We start from the raw sequence: 16489 nt of genomic DNA on the forward strand, positions 1-16489 counted from the left end.
ATAATAACTAGCCTTGTTCTTAGTTTTGAGGTATTTAAAAAAATTGATCCTTAGGGTGATCTGATGAGTGAAGTAGTCCCTGTTGTTGAGCTTAACAACATTACGAAGAGGTTTCCAGGCATCGTGGCGAATGATGCAATCAGCTTGAAGCTGATGAAGGGTGAAATCCATGCCCTGCTAGGCGAAAATGGTGCGGGTAAATCCACATTGATGAATATTTTGTTCGGACTGTATCAGCCGGACGAGGGTTTTATAAAAGTGCAAGGCAACGAGGTATTTATTGATAGCCCGAATCGGGCGATTGAGCTGGGCATCGGGATGGTGCATCAGCATTTTAAACTTGTACAGCCGTTTACAGTAACTGAGAATATTATTTTGGGCATGGAGCCTAAAAAAGGTCTGAATGTCGATATTAAAACAGCGCAAGACAAAGTACGCAAGCTATCTGAGCAATATGGGCTTCGTGTTGATCCCAAAGCAAGAATTGAAGATATTTCCGTCGGCATGCAGCAGCGCGTTGAAATATTGAAAACGCTATATCGCGGCGCCGATATTCTCATTTTTGACGAACCAACAGCTGTACTAACGCCGCAAGAAATTAGTGAATTGATGGTCATTATGCGCAATCTTGTGAAAGAGGGCAAATCCATCATTCTCATTACACATAAGCTTAAAGAAATTATGGAGATTGCTGATACCGTAACGATTATTCGCCGCGGGAAAGTGATTGGTTCCATTGCAAGCAAAGATGCGAATCCGCAAATTTTGGCGGAGAAAATGGTCGGGCGCGATGTTTCCTTTAAAGTGGATAAGAAAGAAGTGAAGCTTGGGGAGCCTGTTCTCCAAGTTAAGAACCTGGTTGTTCGGAATCAACAAGGGCTGGCTGCTTTGAAAGAAATCAATTTCGAGGTGAGAGCCGGAGAAATTCTGGGTATCGCCGGTGTAGATGGCAACGGACAGAGTGAACTGATCGAGGCATTAACTGGGCTGCGATCTATTGATAGCGGACAAGTTCTGCTAACGGGGAGCGACATTACAAACCATACACCGAGAGAGATCTCGGAGGCAGGCTTGTCGCACATTCCAGAGGACAGGCATAAGCATGGACTCGTGCTTGATTTCTCCATGAGTGAGAACATGGTGTTGGAGACGTATTTCCATCCGGCCTATAACAAAGCAGGCTTCCTTAACTACGAAGCGATTGATCGCCATGCGGAAGCGCTGATTAAGCAGTTCGACGTAAGGACGCCAAGCATTTACAACAAGGCCCGTTCTTTGTCGGGAGGAAACCAACAAAAAGCAATTATTGCCAGGGAAATACACAAGAATCCGAACCTGTTAATTGCCGCTCAACCAACGCGTGGACTGGACGTAGGAGCGATTGAATTCGTACATCGTCAACTGATCGAGCAGCGGAACAAGGGCAAAGCAGTTTTGCTGATTTCTTTTGAGCTGGATGAAATTGTGAATGTATCGGACCGTATTGCCGTAATCTACGAAGGACAGATTGTGGGAGAAGTGCTGCCGCAAGAGACGAACGATCAAGAGATCGGACTTCTGATGGCTGGCAGTAAACGCACAGGGAAAGGAGCTGCTCATGAATAAGGTTGCTCGTATTTTTACAAGTGAATCAGCGGTGAATCCCATCGTGGCGATTGTGCTCGGGCTGTTATTCGGAGCGCTCGTCATGCTCGCAGGCGGATATAATCCGATTGCTGCTTATGGGGCATTATTTTCTCGTGTTTTCGGAAATTCGTATGACATCGGGGAATCGATTCGTGCGATTACTCCTTTGATTTTGACGGGATTATCCGTTGCTTTCGCATTCCGGACAGGCCTTTTTAACATCGGTGCTGAAGGGCAGTTCGTCATGGGAATGACAGGGGCTACTTTCATTGGTGTGAAAGTGACAGGTCTTCCGTGGATCATTCATGCGCCTTTGGCTGTTATCGTCGGAGCGCTTGTTGGTGGGCTTTGGGGAGCTATCGCAGGTTATTTGAAAGCAAAACGCGGAGTTAACGAGGTTATCACAACGATCATGCTCAACTGGATCGCGTTATTCTTCTCGAACTATATCGTAAATACATTCCTATTGGAGCCGAAGCAGCAGCGCTCTTATATGATTCAAGACTCAGCTTCGCTTAGTATTACTTGGTTGTCGGATCTTATGAACCATGCCAGGATCCACTGGGGTACGGTGATTGCGATCCTCGCGGCAGTAATCTTCTATGTGATTCTTTGGAAAACAAGACAAGGCTACGAGCTGCGTGCCGTTGGCCATAATATTGATGCTGCGAAGTATGCGGGCATGAACGTGAATCGCAACATTGTGAAAGCGATGTTTATCTCGGGTGTTTTTGCCGGTCTCGGCGGCGTATTTGAAATTCTGGGAGTGTTCCACTATCAGGTCGTAGCCGCGGCATCACCTGGATATGGATTTGATGGTATCGCCGTGTCCTTGTTAGGTGCGAACAATCCGTTCGGGATTGTCCTCGGAGCCGCGTTATTCGGCGGTTTATCCTACGGGTCAGCGGGAATGAGCTTCGGGGCCGATGTGCCGCCGGAAATTATCCGCATCGTTATCGGCTCAGTGATTTTCTTCGTAGCCACGCAAGGTATCGTCAAATGGGTGCTCATCCCGTTCTATAGCAAACGCAAGAAAGAGAGGGCGTCGTAACATGGACCTGCTCACAATGCTCAACGCGTTTTTCACGAAATTCAGTGAACTTATTAACACAACGCTCGTTTACTCCACGGCGCTTATCTTTGGAGCTCTAGCTGGTATTTTCTCAGAGCGCTCAGGCGTGGTCAATATCGGGATTGAGGGACTTATGGTCTCCGGAGCCTTCGCTTCTGCGGTTGGCGCTTATTATGCGGAAGAGGCAAACATGGGAGTTTGGTCTCCGTGGATCGGCTTGCTAACGGCTATGGTGTTTGCCCTGATCTTTGCGCTTATTCATGCGGTAGCGACAATTACCTTTAAAGCGAATCAAGTTATCAGCGGTGTGGTCATTAACTTCTTGGCTGCTGGTGTGACGCTTTTTCTGGTAAAAGTGCTATTCAATGGCGCTGGGCAAACTGAAACGCTAAACGATGTATTTTCCAAATGGGAGTTTCCGCTTTTGTCGAAAATTCCGTATATCGGATATGCTTTATTTACCGCTTATCCGACTACCTATATTGCTTTAATTCTCGTTGGTGTTACGTACTATGTGTTGTTCAAAACACCATTCGGTCTGCGCCTTCGCTCCGTTGGTGAGCACCCGAGTGCTGCGGATACCGTTGGGATTAAAGTTAAGCGGGTTCGTTATATCGCTGTTTTGATCAGCGGTTTGCTTGGCGGCCTTGGCGGCGCAACGATCACATTGACGACAACAAGTGCCTTCTCGCATAACACCATATCCGGCCAAGGCTTCATTGCTATGGCTGCGATGATCTTCGGCAAGTGGCATCCGTTTGGGGCACTTGGCGCTGCCGTATTCTTCGGTATGGCACAGGCGCTCAACAACTTCATGCGGTTGTTCGATTTCTCCAAGAACATCCCGCAGGAGTTCCTGTACATGCTGCCTTATGTGTTAACGATCTTGGTACTGGCAGGCGCAGTAGGCCGGGCGAAAGCGCCATCGGCACTTGGTGAGCCTTACGATCCGGGCAAACGATAAGAGCAGGAAACATCACCTAGAACGTTAAACGGTGAAGAGCACCTCTTAGAATAGACATTGGAAATACCCTTGGGTAGATTCGATGAATTCTAAGAGGTGTTTTTTTGTTTGTGGGGAACTACAGGGCCTTATTCTTGCTCGAATCGACTTAGTTCCACCGAAATCGGCAAAATAGAGGAGCATAGTTCCCTTTGCTCGGCAGAATGGTGGTTTCCTGCTGAATAAAGGACCATAGTTCCCTTTGCCAGCCAGAAGTAGCGATTTCAAGGGGAATATAGCATCCCGAGGTGGAACACCTTGGGGCGATCTAGCCTGCCAGTTCTAACGGACACCACTGCCGTTAATGTTATGAAAATCATCCTGTTTCATTTCTAACGGACGCGGGAGCTGTTATTGCCGATTTTGCGGCGAAGGGACCAACACCCTCACAGCGATTTGATTTGATTCCGGTACTCACTCGGAGAAACGCCGTATAAGCGGCGGAATTGTTTGGAAAAATATAACGGATCATAAAAGCCCACAGAGGCTGCGATCTGCTCAATCGTCAGTTCCAGCCGCTCGCGGAGCAGTTGACGCGCTTTATCGACACGAAGCTTGAGCAGAAATGTGACGGGAGTGACCTTGGTGTGGCGCTTGAATAGGCGTGACAAATAGGCGCGGTTATAGCCTAAGCTCTCTGCCATCATTTCAATGGTAATCGGCTCGGCATATTGGGTGGACAAATAGTGAATAGCCTGCTGCACGATTCGGTCACTTTCCGCTTCCGTGACGGTGCCGGCTGCTGTGGAGGCAGATAGAGCTTCGCAATACTCACCTAATAAAAGGAGTAAATATCCGATGGATTTCAACTGTGCGCTCACTTTCTTGGCGCGTAAAGCTTGTTGAATATGGCGAAACAGAACAGGGATATGCCGATTGCGTTTGCTGTGCAGGATAGGCTGCAGGGGATTGATGCCTGTAGAAGCTACCAGCGTGGGAGCTTGTCCGCCTGTGAAGGCAATCCAACAGTAATGCCACGGATCATTTTCATCCGAAACATAGCTAATAAGCTGCTCTGGTTCTATGACGAAGCTGTCTCCCGCACCTAGCGCATATTCTTCCCCTTGTGTGGAAAACACGCCTCTCCCTGAAATCACATAGTGAATTAAGTAGTAGTCGTACACTTTGGGACCTAACCGGTGTACAGGCTTCGTCTGACTCTCTCCAGCAAACAGCACGGTCAAAGCGCTCTCTCCAGATGGTAATGGATTAGAAACGACATAGTAGCTTTCCTGCTTGGGCATAGCTTGTCTTCATCTCCGATGGATATGTCTTAATGGTCCTTTTAATTTACCATAGTCAGCTGACAAGTGGAAAGGTTGAAATCACATTTTTCCATGTGAAAATAACATGCTTCCATAGCCAACAGTGCGTTCTTCTCTTATACTGAAGTTACAAACTTGCTCTTACATCAATCCTATAAAAAACTAAAGGCGGTGCCAGAATGGCAGATTTGCAAGCTTTAAAAGACACGTTTATTGAAATTTACGGGGAATCCGCAGCGCCAATTTCAGCGTTTCATGCTCCAGGCCGGGTTAACCTGATCGGTGAGCACACGGATTACAATGGCGGTTACGTATTCCCAGCGGCATTAACGTTCGGAACGACTCTGCTGATCCGTCCAAGACAAGACCGTGTCATCGGATTTGCATCGACCAATCTGGCGCTTCGCAAACAAATTTCCATAGATGACTTGACCTACCAAGAAGAAGATAACTGGATGAACTATCCGAAGGGCATCTTTGTCCACTTGGCCCAAGAAGGCATGCCGGTTACGAAAGGCTACGATCTTTTGTTCCACGGTGAAATTCCGAACGGCGCGGGACTCTCGTCCTCAGCTTCCATTGAGGTTGTGACGGCCTATGCTCTTGAGACTCTTGAGAAATATCCGATTGATACCGTGAAAATTGCCCTTCTAGCGCAAAAAACAGAGAATCAATTCGTTGGCGTGAACTGTGGCATCATGGACCAATTCGCTGTAGCTAATGGGAAAAAGGACAACGCGATCCTGCTCATGTGCGATACGCTTGAGTACCGCCATGTGCCGTTCCATAGCAGCAGCTACAAGCTGGTGATCGGAAACACGAACAAACGCAGAGGTCTCGTCGACTCCGCTTACAATGAAAGAAGAAGCCAATGCGAGCAGGCGGTCACCTACTTGCAAAAGCAGTTCCCGTCCATCACGCTGCTTGGCCAGTTAACCCTTGATCAATTCAACGAATACAAGCATCTGATCCCGGACGAGACGGTTCGCCGCAGAGCGCAGCACGTTGTAGAAGAAATTGATCGTGTGCTTAAGTCGATCGAAGTTCTAGAGCAAAATGATCTTGAAGCTTTTGGCAAGCTGATGGTTGGCTCCCACAACTCACTGCGTGATCTCTATGAAGTAACTGGCGTTGAGCTGGATACGATGGTTGCGGCAGCGTTGAAGGTTCCTGGCGTACTAGGCTCGCGCATGACTGGCGCAGGCTTCGGCGGATGTACGGTTTCCTTGGTTCACGAAGACAGCGTACAAACATTTATCGATCAAGTCGGCAAAGAATATACAGAACAAACAGGTTTGACACCAAGCTTCTACGTATGCGATATCGGGAATGGCGTTGAACAGATCGGGGAGGCGTTGTAAATGGCGATTCTAGTAACGGGCGGAGCTGGTTATATCGGTTCGCATGCAGTGGCTGAGCTGCTGGAAAAAGGGGAAGAGGTTGTTATTGTCGATAACTTGCAACAAGGACACAGAGATGCTGTGCTTGGCGGCAAGCTGTATGTCGGCGATCTGCGTGACGGTGAGTTTCTCGATACGGTTTTTTCAGAAAACAGCATTGATGCCATCATCCATTTCGCAGCGAATTCGCTAGTTGGCGAGAGCATGACGAATCCTGCCAAATACTATCACAATAACGTGTACGGAACGCTCTGCTTGCTTGAGAAAATGAATCAATACGGCGTGAAAAATATCGTGTTCTCGTCGACAGCGGCTACCTACGGCGAGCCTGAGAACATTCCGATTTTGGAAAGTGACCGTACCCTGCCTACGAATACGTATGGCGAAACGAAGCTCGCGATGGAAAAAATGATGAAATGGTTCGACACGGCCCATGGCATCAAATATGTATCTCTTCGATACTTTAATGCAGCAGGCGCGCATGCCGGCGGTAAAATCGGCGAGGATCATAGCCCGGAGACGCACCTTATTCCAATCATTTTACAAGTAGCACTCGGTCAAAGAGCACATATCTCCATCTACGGAGACGATTATGCTACGGAAGACGGCACTTGCGTTCGCGACTACATTCACGTCAGCGATTTGGCTAGCGCCCATGTGCTTGCGGTAGAGAAGCTGCGCGGCGGAGCGGAAAGCAATATTTATAACCTGGGCAACGGTACAGGCTTCTCGGTTAAACAAGTCATTGAAATCGCCCGCAAAGTAACGGGGCATGCAATTCCTGCGGTGATGGAGCCGCGCAGAGCGGGTGACCCTGCAACATTGATTGCCTCTTCTGAGCGTGCAAGAACGGAATTGGGCTGGAAGCCGAGCCGCGATTCGTTGGAATCGATCATTGAAAGCGCATGGAACTGGCACCAAAATAACCCGAGCGGTTACGCTGAGTAGGCTTGTCTAGAAAGGAATGTGGCACATGGAACGGACAGTTGAAGCATCGCCGTTTACGGCATTGACCATAGAAAGGCTCCTTCAGTTTGCGAAGCAAAATGGACTCATTGAGCAGTTGGATGTCTATCTTTCACGAAATGCTTTGCTTGATTTATTCGGGCTTGCTGAGCCTTATGCAGGAGAAGTGCCGGATGAGAAGTTAAGCAGCCCTGTAGCCCTGCTAGAAGAGCTGCTGGATGCCGCTTTCGAGATAGGCCTTCTGGAAGAGAACACAGCCACGTACCGAGATCTGTTGGACGCACGGATTATGGGGCTGCTCATGCCTCGTCCTTCCGAGGTTGTGAATCAATTCTGGAACACGGCGAAGACCAATGGAATAGAGACGGCAACGAATTATTTCTACAAACAATCCATTGATTCCAACTATATTCGGATGGATCGTATTCAGAAAAATGAATACTGGCTCGCGGGCACTGCTTACGGTGATCTTGAGATCACGATCAATCTCTCCAAGCCGGAGAAGGATCCGAAGGAAATTGCCCTGCTCAAAACGCTGCCGCAAAGCAGCTACCCCGCTTGTCTGCTCTGCGCAGACAACTTAGGCTATGCCGGACGTGTGAATCACCCGGCGAGACAGAATCTGCGGTTCATACCGTTAGAGCTGGATAATGAGAAATGGTATTTGCAATACTCACCTTACGTGTACTACAACGAGCACAGCATTATTTTCCATGAAAAACATATCCCGATGAAAACAACGACGAATACGTTCTACCGTTTGCTGGATTTCATCGATCAATTCCCGCATTACTTCATCGGATCCAATGCGGATCTGCCGATCGTGGGAGGTTCCATTCTGAACCATGACCACTTCCAAGGCGGACGCCATCAATTCCCGATGGAAAAAGCTCCGAGTGAGAAAACATTCTTGAACGCTGAGTTCGCTGGTGTAAAGGCTGCTATCGTGAAGTGGCCGATGTCGGTAATCCGCTTGAGCGGTCATAACAAGCAGCAGCTCTATAAGCTCTCGAGCAAGCTGCTCGAAGACTGGCGCGCATACAGCGATGCGGAAGCGGACGTCCTCGCCTTCAGCGAGAAGGATGGACAGCGGATCCCGCATAACACGATCACCCCGATTGCCCGCAACAACGCACGGGGCGAGTACGAGCTTGACCTGGTGCTGCGGAACAACCGCACCAGCGCAGAGCATCCGGATGGCATCTTCCATCCGCACCAGAACTTGCACCACATCAAGAAGGAGAACATCGGCTTGATTGAGGTTATGGGGCTGGCGGTACTGCCAGGCCGCTTGCAGGAGGAACTGGCGGATATCGCCAAGATCCTCACTGGCGAAGCCGACTTCGGCAGCGCGATCCGCGATGAAGCCGTTCATCCCCTGCATAAGCATGCAGCTTGGATCGAGGCGATGATCGCGAAGCATGGCGCTGCGTTGACGGCAGACGGCGCGAAAGCGGTGCTGCAGGAGGAAGTCGGCAGCAAGTTCATGGACGTGCTGCTCGACGCGGGCGTGTTCAAACGTGATGAAGCCGGGCAAGCGGCTTTTGAACGGTTTTTGATAGCTGCGGGCTTTGCGCAGCAGCAATAAGAGTAGCTCCCTGGTCATATGGACCGGGGAGCTTTTTACTTCTTTTCCGGGAGGAGGAGCACTCCCGCGTGCCGTGGGAACTACAGTCCACTATTTTGCCAATTTTGGTGGAACTAAACTGATTCGAGCGTGAATAAGGCCCTGTAGTTCCCCTCTCTTACAACCACCCCCTTAGAATTTCATCGGATCTACCACAGGGGATTTCAGCGGGAGGGAACTAAGGTATGCTATGCCCGCATCAACCCTTTGAATACTGGACACGATTTTAGTAAACTAAAGGGGTAGTTAATGGAAGATTCACTTGATCGAATCCTATGAGGACCGAGGAGGCTAAACCAACATGGATAGCTTTAAGGCGTTAATGGTGGAGAAGACAGAGGAACGTTTTTCCGCCCAAGTGAAAGAGCTGCGAATCGAAGATTTACCACCGGGTGAAGTGACGATACGCGTGCGCTACTCGGGTATTAATTATAAAGATGCGTTGGCTTGCACTCCGAACGGGCGCGTTGTGCGCAAGTACCCAATCGTGCCTGGCATCGATCTGGCAGGTACAGTGGCAGCTTCGTCAGACCCGCGCTTTCGCGAGGGTGACGAGGTGCTTGTGACCAGCTATGAGCTGGGAACGGGACACTACGGCGGGTTTAGCGACTACGCGCGAGTTCCAGCCGATTGGGTGGTGCCGCTGCCGAAGGGGTTGTCCCACAAGGAGTCCATGATACTGGGGACGGCTGGTTTTACGGCAGCTCTCTCGATTCAGCGCATGGAGGAGAACAGGCTGAGCAAGGAGAAGGGCCCTGTACTCGTTCGCGGCGCTACTGGCGGAGTAGGCAGCAATAGCGTGTCGATGTTGGCTGCCCTCGGTTATGAGGTAGAGGCCAGTACGGGCAAGTCCGCTGACCATGCGTATTTGCTCGAATTGGGGGCGAAACGTGTAGTGCCCCGGGAGGAGCTCTCCCCGTCCGTCAGGAAGCCGTTGGACAAGGAATATTGGGCAGGTTGTGTTGACCCGGTGGGAGGCGAATCACTTGCCTGTGTGCTGAGCCGGATGAAATACGGTGGATCCGTAGCGCTGAGCGGAGTGACAGGTGGCGGTGAATTTGCCGCGACGGTGTTTCCTTTTATACTGCGAGGAGTGAATCTATTGGGTATTGATTCGGTGCTCTGCCCATCTGACATTCGGCGGCCCCTTTGGGAACGGATGGCTGGGGAATTGAAACCGCGGCTTCTGGATCGGATGGTGTACAAAGAAGTGACATTGGATGGAGTTGCCCAGGCGACACAAGAGGTTTTGGATGGAAAAGTTAGAGGACGAGTGCTTGTTAGCTTGTAACTCTGGCCTATAGAAATGATGACAAGTTGGGAGAGATGACGTTGAAAATGCGGGTTTCGGCGGTGCAGTACCATTTGCATACGATACATAATTTTGAAGAGTTCGCTGCGCAGGTGGAGCATTATGTGAAGGTGGCTCAGGAGTTTGAGGCGGATTTTGTACTGTTTCCCGAGTTGTTTACGACACAATTGCTGTCTATTGGCGATGAGCATGGCAAAGCGCTGCCGATTGAGGCATTGCCGTCGTTTACGGAGGCTTATCGGACGCTTTTTCAAGGGTTGGCGAAGCAAACGGGCATGCACATCATTGGTGGCACGCACATTACCTCTGAGGAGGGGAAGCTGTATAACACGGCCTTTTTATTTTATCCGGACGGGCGTGTTGGGGAGCAGAAAAAGCTGCATATTACCCCGACCGAGGTGAAGGAATGGCATATGGGTGCTGGGGATTCGCTGCAGGTTTTTGACACGGAGAAAGGCCGCATCGCGATACTTGTCTGCTATGATGTGGAATTCCCGGAAATCGTCCGAATGGCTAGAGCCCGCGGCGCTGATGTGCTGTTTGCTCCTTCCTGTACGGATGACCGGCACGGGTTCCACCGAGTGCGCTACACGTGCCATGCACGGACAATCGAGAATCAAATCTACGTCGTTACGACGGGCACGGTCGGGGCTCTGCCAACGGTTGATTTCATGAGAGCGAATTTCGGGCAGGCCGCGGTGCTAACCCCGAATGATGTGCCTTTTCCGCCAAAAGGCATTATGGTCGAAGGCGAAATCAACGGTGATATGGTAGTCACGGCTGATTTGGATCTAGATTTGCTAACCCTCGTTCGCGAAAAAGGCTCTGTCACCACATGGCGTGACCGCAGGACGGATCTGTACACCGATTGGTCCTAAACAGGGCGAGGAGGTATGTCAAGCATTATGTATGTGAATTCGCACAAATTTTACGCTAAAAAGCTGTACGTCTTCGACGGCGACAAGCCCACTCAGGCAGTTATACGCAATTATGAAAAAGCGGATATTGGCGCGCTGATTCGCGTTCAGCAGGAAAGCTTTCCGCTGCCTTTTCCATCCGAATTATGGTGGAATGAGGAGCAGCTCACGGAGCATATCACGCGATTCCCCCAAGGCGCACTCTGTGTAGAGGTGGAGGGGAAGATTGTTGGTTCCATCACGGGGCTGCTTGTCGACTATGACGAAGAGCATGCCGCTGATCATAGCTGGTCTACGCTAACAGACGATGGCTACATCCGTACGCACCGGCCTGACGGCGATACCCTGTATATTGTAGATATTTGCGTGATGCCTGCATTCCGCAAGTTCGGTCTCGGTAAATGGATGATGCAGTCCATGTATGAGGTGGTCGTGCATTTGGGGCTGCGCAGGCTGCTTGGAGGCGGGCGCATGCCGGGGTACCACAAGCGGGCCGAAGAGATGACTGCGGAGCAATATGCGAAGGCGGTCATGGCAGGTACCTGCAAGGACCCGGTTATTACGTTTCTGCTACGCTGTGGGAGAACACCTGTTCAGGTAGTGCCGGATTATTTGCAGGACGAGGAATCACTTAACTATGCGCTTTTGATGGAATGGCGGAATCCATTTCGAATTAGGACGTAAAGGAGCTTGAGGAACTAATGGAATACATACGGATAACAAGTATAGACAACCCTTTGTTTCGTGCGATGCATGATCTGATGAAAGAGGTATTTCCACCGGAAGAAGTGCTGGAATATGCCCTATGGAAAGAGCCGTTGGAAGACCCGGGCATTCGGGTGTTCGTCGCTGTGCACGAAGGGAAGGTTGTTGGTACGACAGAGTACCGCTACTATGAGGATTTTCAAGTGGCAATGACGGATTTCACGATCATTGGTCAAGCCGGACTTGGTATTGGCCGTTTCCTGGCACGCAAACGTTGGACTGACCTAGAGGCTTTAGCTGCCGAGTCGGGCAAGCCGATGCTGGGGATGTTTGCTGAGATCTATGATCCCTATCGGATCGAAGGGCATGCATTCGGCGGCGTGAAGCCGATGGACCCTTACGTGCGGCGAGAAGTCTTGTCGCATCTCGGTTACAAACGTATTGATTTCCCATATGTTCATCCTTCTTGGGAAAACAATGGGGAAGCTGTGGAAGAGCTGGATCTGTGCTTCCTTCCAACAGATGAAGATATGACACAGCTTGATGCGGCGATTGTCGTGCAGTTCTTGAAGCGTTACTATGCCGTTCTCGCGAATAAACCGCAAGCGTGGCATGCTATGATTAAAGGGCTTGAGGGGAAAACGTCGCTTGCACTTTTACCTTTATAAGTGGAAAAAGGCTATCTCAAGGGTTCGGAAAGTTACTCTTCCCCCTCTGAGATAGCCGTCTATTTACCAACCAAAGTCTAACGTTTTACCAGTCTCCGCAAGTGTCTTAATATTGCTTAAAATCATCCACCAGCTTGCCCTCGTTGTCTCGAAGCTTGGGTGGTTTGGCGTCCATTGGTCATTGATGAGTGTCATTTTCGTACAGCTGCCGACTGTCTCTAACGTAAACGTAATCCGCGATTCAAAATCCGCATGATTTGGGTTGTAGGACGGGCCAGCATGCTCGATGCAGGAGAGAAGTTTCTCCGGTTCGTAGGCCAGAATCTTGCCATATACATGCACCGTGTCATCGCCGTCATTGCCGGGCCCAATGTATCTGTAATCAGAACCGATCTCGAATGTAGACTCCAGTACGCTGCCGAAGAGAATTTGACGCGTCCCCTCCGGTGTCACCAGAATATCCCACACTTCTTTGCAAGTTGCACCAATGTAAAATTCGTATTTTAATTCCAATTTTAATTCACTCCCTCGGTATGTGTTAAGTTTATGATATAGGTTTGTTCGCACCAAGTATTGTAAAAACGCGACAAGGAGTGATTGACGTCATGTCAGACCTCATTAAGCCCAGTCTAGGAATCATGAATCTCCAGCAAACTGCACAGAAATTTCAGCTTTCCAGGCTTGCACCCTCGGAGGACTTGGCCTTTTTCATTCGCCATTATTGGATTGTTCGCTGGGATTTGAGGGGCCAAGAGCCTTATGTACAGCACGTGATTCCGAATCCCTGCGTCAACCTGATTGTTGAGCCCGGTCGATCGGCCATTTATGGTCCTGGAAAAGAGAAATATGGCCACCACCTGGAAGGTCATGCATGCGTTTTTGGCGTGAAATTTAAGCCCGGCGGTTTCTATCCGTTCTTCAAGCAGCCAGTCTCCGGCATGACCAACCCGCTGAGCATTCAGAGCGTATTTGATGCCGCCGATCCGCATGCGTTAGAGGGCGACATGTTTGCACAGGAAGATGAGCAGCAAATGGCAGCGCTCATCGAGCAAATGATTCGGCCGAAGCTGCCGGAACAAGATATGCAGGTAGCTTTTATCAATGAAATCATCGATTATATTAACGAGCAGCCGGATATCACGAAGGTAGACAGTCTCTGTGAGCACTTTCACGTGAACAAAAGGACGCTGCAGCGCCTTTTCGACCACTACGTAGGTGTTACGCCGAAGTGGGTCATTAAGCTGGCGCGCATCCAGAATGCGGCTGAGATGACCGATGTGAGCGATAAGCCGAACTGGTCCAAGCTGTCGATGGATTTGGGCTATCATGACCAGTCGCATTTTATTAAGGACTTCAAGTCCATTATCGGGCAGACGCCGGACGAATATGCCCGGCAGGCGCTGTAACTGCAAGAAGAGCCAGCCCTTGGTGGGGCTGGCTCTTCTTGCAGTTATCTTTATATCCCAGTTCCAAGGGGGACAATCCATCTAGCTGCTACTTTAGCTGATACTAGATGGAGAAACTACCGTTATTCTACGCTGCTTTGTGACAGGGAATGAAATAGCGGTAGAAACTCCAGCTAAATCGTCGGTAGCTGGACGAAAGCTGCTAGTTCTGGTGAAATTAGCGGCAGCCTAGCACCATTTATTTCTCCAGTAACAACACATGAAAGCTCAATTCCCCCTGCCCGAGAAGCTGCGGTGAATTTTACGCACCGCGAACAAGTACACAATGAGGGGCGTCGGCGCCTGAAGGATACCCCAAATCCCCCAAAACCAAGGATAACGAGCACTCCTCTTGCGCGCGTCAACGAACAGCCATGTGCTTTGCACGAGCAGAATAAGGGCAAGGCCAATCCAAGCCCATAAAGGCAGTACATCCCAATTCTCATGATTCATGTGAATCCACCTGCTTTCGAAGGAGTAGCCAAGCTAGCGGCACTAGGATCGCCAAGGCTTGGAAGGTAATGAAGGTAACCGGCTGTGCAGCTGCGATCATGAAGAGAAGATAAAGCAGCAGCAGAGCAGCGCCCCACAGTTTGAGCAGATCACCGAGCAGCCGCGAACGCTGTTTTTTCTGAACGGCCGCAATTTGTTGATCGAACCAAGCGCTGCTTGGACGCGAAGCAGGGAATAAGCCGTCCAACGCGTCTAGCCCTTGCTGCAGACTCTGAACGGCATACTCAGCCTCGTTGCTGTTGCTGGGATCATCCTGCTCACCTCCAGAGCTGCTCATCTGAGGCTTTTTATGATTGGCGTCCTGAAAGTCGTCCATCTACACCAGCTCCTTTCGCAATTGTTTCAAAGCGTTATGCACTCTCGATTTGACGGTCCCTTCCGCGATGGCAAGGATTTGGCCGATTTCTTCATAGGTGTAGCCGTAGTAATGCTTGAGAATGACCGGAATGCGGCTTTCTTCCGGCAGTTCAGCCAAGGTGTTCAGCACATCGGGCCAAGCCTCGTTCTGGCTTTCGGCGTGCCACTGCATCTGACGCAGGGCCCCAGCCTGCTGCTGCTCTTGCCATTTCTTCTCGCGTTTGCGCCGCCGCGCTTGGTCAATCATCAACCGAGTGGCTATCGTGATCAGCCAAGAGGAGAACTTCGATTTCGTGTTATACAGCTTTATTTTCTCGATGCATCGGATCATGGTATCTTGCGTAAGGTCTTCCGCGAGCGATGGATTCAGCGTTATTTTCAACAAATATTTGTAAACAAAATTATAATGCTGCTGTAACAGCAAGGACAGAGCGGTGCGATCTCCCCGCGTTGCCCGATCAAGTAAGTCTTGCTCTTCCAAGTCAAGGGTCACCCTCTCTGCCTGAATTCTTAGATAATACGAACAACAAGAATCAATCGTTCACCGTGCACGAAACTTTATGTAAAATTATTTATTAGCTTACCACGCTGAAGAACAGACATGTATAATGACAGTAGGCAAGCTACTAAGTAGTATGGAGGACAATCTATTGAAACAAGGCATATTTGCACGGGCAGGGCTGTCGCCGCAGGAGCTGGAGGAAGTTAGGAACCTATGGGAGGCCTGCAACAGCCATGACCATATTGAGATAAAGTTAAACTGGAGTACATTATCGGATCGTCCACCGGGTGTGACGAATGACTTTTTATTTTACCGGGATGACCGGATTATCGGATTTTTGGCGATATATTGCTTTCTGTCTACAGAAGTGGAAATTAGCGGAATGGTGCATCCAGAGGCGCGGAACCAAGGTATATTTGGCCAGTTGGTCCAGACGGCGCTGGAAACGTGCAGACGCAGAGGGGTGCCGAAGGCGATTTTCATCAATGAACGGGGCTCGGTGAGCGGGAAAGCTTTTTTGATGAAACTTGGGGCGGATTATCGTTTCTCCGAATACGTGATGGAGCTTCAAGAGGGTGCTGAAGGCGTGCCGCAAACCGGAGAACAGCTGCTGTCGCTGCGTTCCGCGAATGTGCAGGATAGCGAGCTGCTCATTCAACTTAACATGTCCGGCTTCAATATGTCGGAGGACGATTCGAGAGAATACGTTAACCAGACAATTACCGCGGAGAAAGAGCGAACCTTGATTGCAGAGCTCGGGCACGGGGAGCAGAAAGAGCCGATTGGTAAAATCGGGGCCATGATTGGGGAAGATGCCAGTGGATTCATCTACGGCTTTTGCGTAATGCCTGAGCGTCGTGGTCAAGGTTATGGGCGTCAGATTTTGAGTCAGACTATTGTGTATCTGAAGCAGAAGCATCAGGCGGGTTTGATCAAACTCGAGGTTTCGGTGGAAAATGAGAAGGCGCTAGGGTTGTATGAATCTTGCGGCTTTAGAACGAAGAACGCAAATGACTATTACGTGCTTATGCTAGACCAAGCAGAGTAAATAAAGAAGGATAGAGCGACAGTTGCTAGACTGTTCTCTATCCTTTTATTATGTCTCGCGCCT

The 16489-nt window shown here is 49.9% G+C and carries 17 protein-coding genes; 12 read left to right on the plus strand and 5 right to left on the minus strand.

The annotated features are described in order from the left end of the window. Positions 1 to 63: 63 nt before the first annotated feature. The 3 genes from AC58VC_RS28505 to AC58VC_RS28515 are packed head-to-tail and all read left to right on the plus strand — an operon-like array spanning position 64 to position 3662. A complete protein-coding gene (locus AC58VC_RS28505) occupies positions 64 to 1605 on the plus strand; it encodes an ABC transporter ATP-binding protein (RefSeq protein WP_497373720.1) in 1542 nt (513 codons plus the stop codon). After that, positions 1598 to 2677 carry an ABC transporter permease gene (locus AC58VC_RS28510; protein WP_497373722.1) on the plus strand — a complete coding sequence of 360 codons (1080 nt, stop codon included), beginning with the start codon at positions 1598 to 1600 and terminating at the stop codon, positions 2675 to 2677. The genes AC58VC_RS28505 and AC58VC_RS28510 overlap by 8 nt, the downstream gene beginning before the upstream one ends. A gap of 1 nt (position 2678) precedes the next feature. Continuing rightward, on the plus strand, positions 2679 to 3662 hold the full coding sequence (locus tag AC58VC_RS28515) for an ABC transporter permease (protein ID WP_497373724.1): 984 nt from the start codon (positions 2679 to 2681) through the stop codon (positions 3660 to 3662). 425 nt (positions 3663 to 4087) lie between these two features. On the opposite strand, the gene AC58VC_RS28520 is transcribed toward AC58VC_RS28515, so the two are convergent. Beyond that, complete coding sequence (locus AC58VC_RS28520; RefSeq protein WP_497373726.1) at positions 4088 to 4945, minus strand: AraC family ligand binding domain-containing protein; 858 nt, start codon at positions 4943 to 4945, stop codon at positions 4088 to 4090. A 200-nt stretch (positions 4946 to 5145) separates the two neighbouring features. On the opposite strand from AC58VC_RS28520, the gene AC58VC_RS28525 reads away from it, so the two are divergent. The 7 genes from AC58VC_RS28525 to AC58VC_RS28555 all read left to right on the plus strand — a co-directional run bounded on the left by AC58VC_RS28525 (position 5146) and on the right by AC58VC_RS28555 (position 12561). Then, positions 5146 to 6327, plus strand: a complete 1182-nt coding sequence (locus tag AC58VC_RS28525) for a galactokinase (RefSeq protein WP_497373728.1) — start codon at positions 5146 to 5148, stop codon at positions 6325 to 6327. Beyond that, the gene (gene galE / locus AC58VC_RS28530; protein ID WP_161407086.1) at positions 6328 to 7314 is read left to right on the plus strand and encodes a UDP-glucose 4-epimerase GalE; all 987 of its coding nucleotides are present in this window, start codon (positions 6328 to 6330) and stop codon (positions 7312 to 7314) included. A gap of 25 nt (positions 7315 to 7339) precedes the next feature. Continuing rightward, positions 7340 to 8920, plus strand: coding sequence for a UDP-glucose--hexose-1-phosphate uridylyltransferase (locus AC58VC_RS28535; protein ID WP_497373730.1), 1581 nt, complete (start codon positions 7340 to 7342; stop codon positions 8918 to 8920). Positions 8921 to 9260: 340 nt separating this feature from the next. Next, positions 9261 to 10250 carry an acrylyl-CoA reductase family protein gene (locus AC58VC_RS28540; protein WP_497373732.1) on the plus strand — a complete coding sequence of 330 codons (990 nt, stop codon included), beginning with the start codon at positions 9261 to 9263 and terminating at the stop codon, positions 10248 to 10250. A gap of 41 nt (positions 10251 to 10291) precedes the next feature. Further along, positions 10292 to 11149, plus strand: coding sequence for a carbon-nitrogen hydrolase family protein (locus AC58VC_RS28545; RefSeq protein ID WP_497373734.1), 858 nt, complete (start codon positions 10292 to 10294; stop codon positions 11147 to 11149). 15 nt (positions 11150 to 11164) lie between these two features. Continuing rightward, complete coding sequence (locus tag AC58VC_RS28550) at positions 11165 to 11872, plus strand: GNAT family N-acetyltransferase (RefSeq protein WP_497373736.1); 708 nt, start codon at positions 11165 to 11167, stop codon at positions 11870 to 11872. A 17-nt stretch (positions 11873 to 11889) separates the two neighbouring features. Then, the gene (locus AC58VC_RS28555; protein WP_497373738.1) at positions 11890 to 12561 is read left to right on the plus strand and encodes a GNAT family N-acetyltransferase; all 672 of its coding nucleotides are present in this window, start codon (positions 11890 to 11892) and stop codon (positions 12559 to 12561) included. Positions 12562 to 12624: 63 nt separating this feature from the next. Here AC58VC_RS28555 and AC58VC_RS28560 read toward each other — a convergent pair whose 3' ends face one another. After that, positions 12625 to 13074, minus strand: a complete 450-nt coding sequence (locus tag AC58VC_RS28560; protein ID WP_497373740.1) for an SRPBCC domain-containing protein — start codon at positions 13072 to 13074, stop codon at positions 12625 to 12627. Between the two features lie 92 nt (positions 13075 to 13166). Here AC58VC_RS28560 and AC58VC_RS28565 point away from each other — a divergent pair, with 92 nt between their 5' ends. Continuing rightward, on the plus strand, positions 13167 to 13967 hold the full coding sequence (locus AC58VC_RS28565; RefSeq protein WP_497373742.1) for a DUF6597 domain-containing transcriptional factor: 801 nt from the start codon (positions 13167 to 13169) through the stop codon (positions 13965 to 13967). Positions 13968 to 14234: 267 nt separating this feature from the next. Here the strand turns inward: AC58VC_RS28565 and AC58VC_RS28570 are convergent, their stop codons facing one another. Genes AC58VC_RS28570 through sigY form a run of 3 tightly spaced genes read right to left on the minus strand, consistent with a single transcriptional unit; the run spans position 14235 to position 15357 of the window. Next, entirely contained in the window at positions 14235 to 14459 is a 225-nt protein-coding gene (locus AC58VC_RS28570; protein ID WP_497373744.1) for a sigmaY antisigma factor component, read from the minus strand. Beyond that, complete coding sequence (locus AC58VC_RS28575; protein ID WP_497373746.1) at positions 14449 to 14835, minus strand: DUF5345 family protein; 387 nt, start codon at positions 14833 to 14835, stop codon at positions 14449 to 14451. The genes AC58VC_RS28570 and AC58VC_RS28575 overlap by 11 nt, the downstream gene beginning before the upstream one ends. Further along, positions 14836 to 15357, minus strand: coding sequence for an RNA polymerase sigma factor SigY (gene sigY / locus AC58VC_RS28580; RefSeq protein WP_497373748.1), 522 nt, complete (start codon positions 15355 to 15357; stop codon positions 14836 to 14838). It lies immediately after the preceding gene. A gap of 169 nt (positions 15358 to 15526) precedes the next feature. Here sigY and AC58VC_RS28585 point away from each other — a divergent pair, with 169 nt between their 5' ends. Then, entirely contained in the window at positions 15527 to 16426 is a 900-nt protein-coding gene (locus AC58VC_RS28585) for a GNAT family N-acetyltransferase (RefSeq protein WP_497373750.1), read from the plus strand. Positions 16427 to 16489: the final 63 nt, after the last annotated feature.

It is taken from the genome of Paenibacillus sp. J22R67, assembly GCF_059692175.1.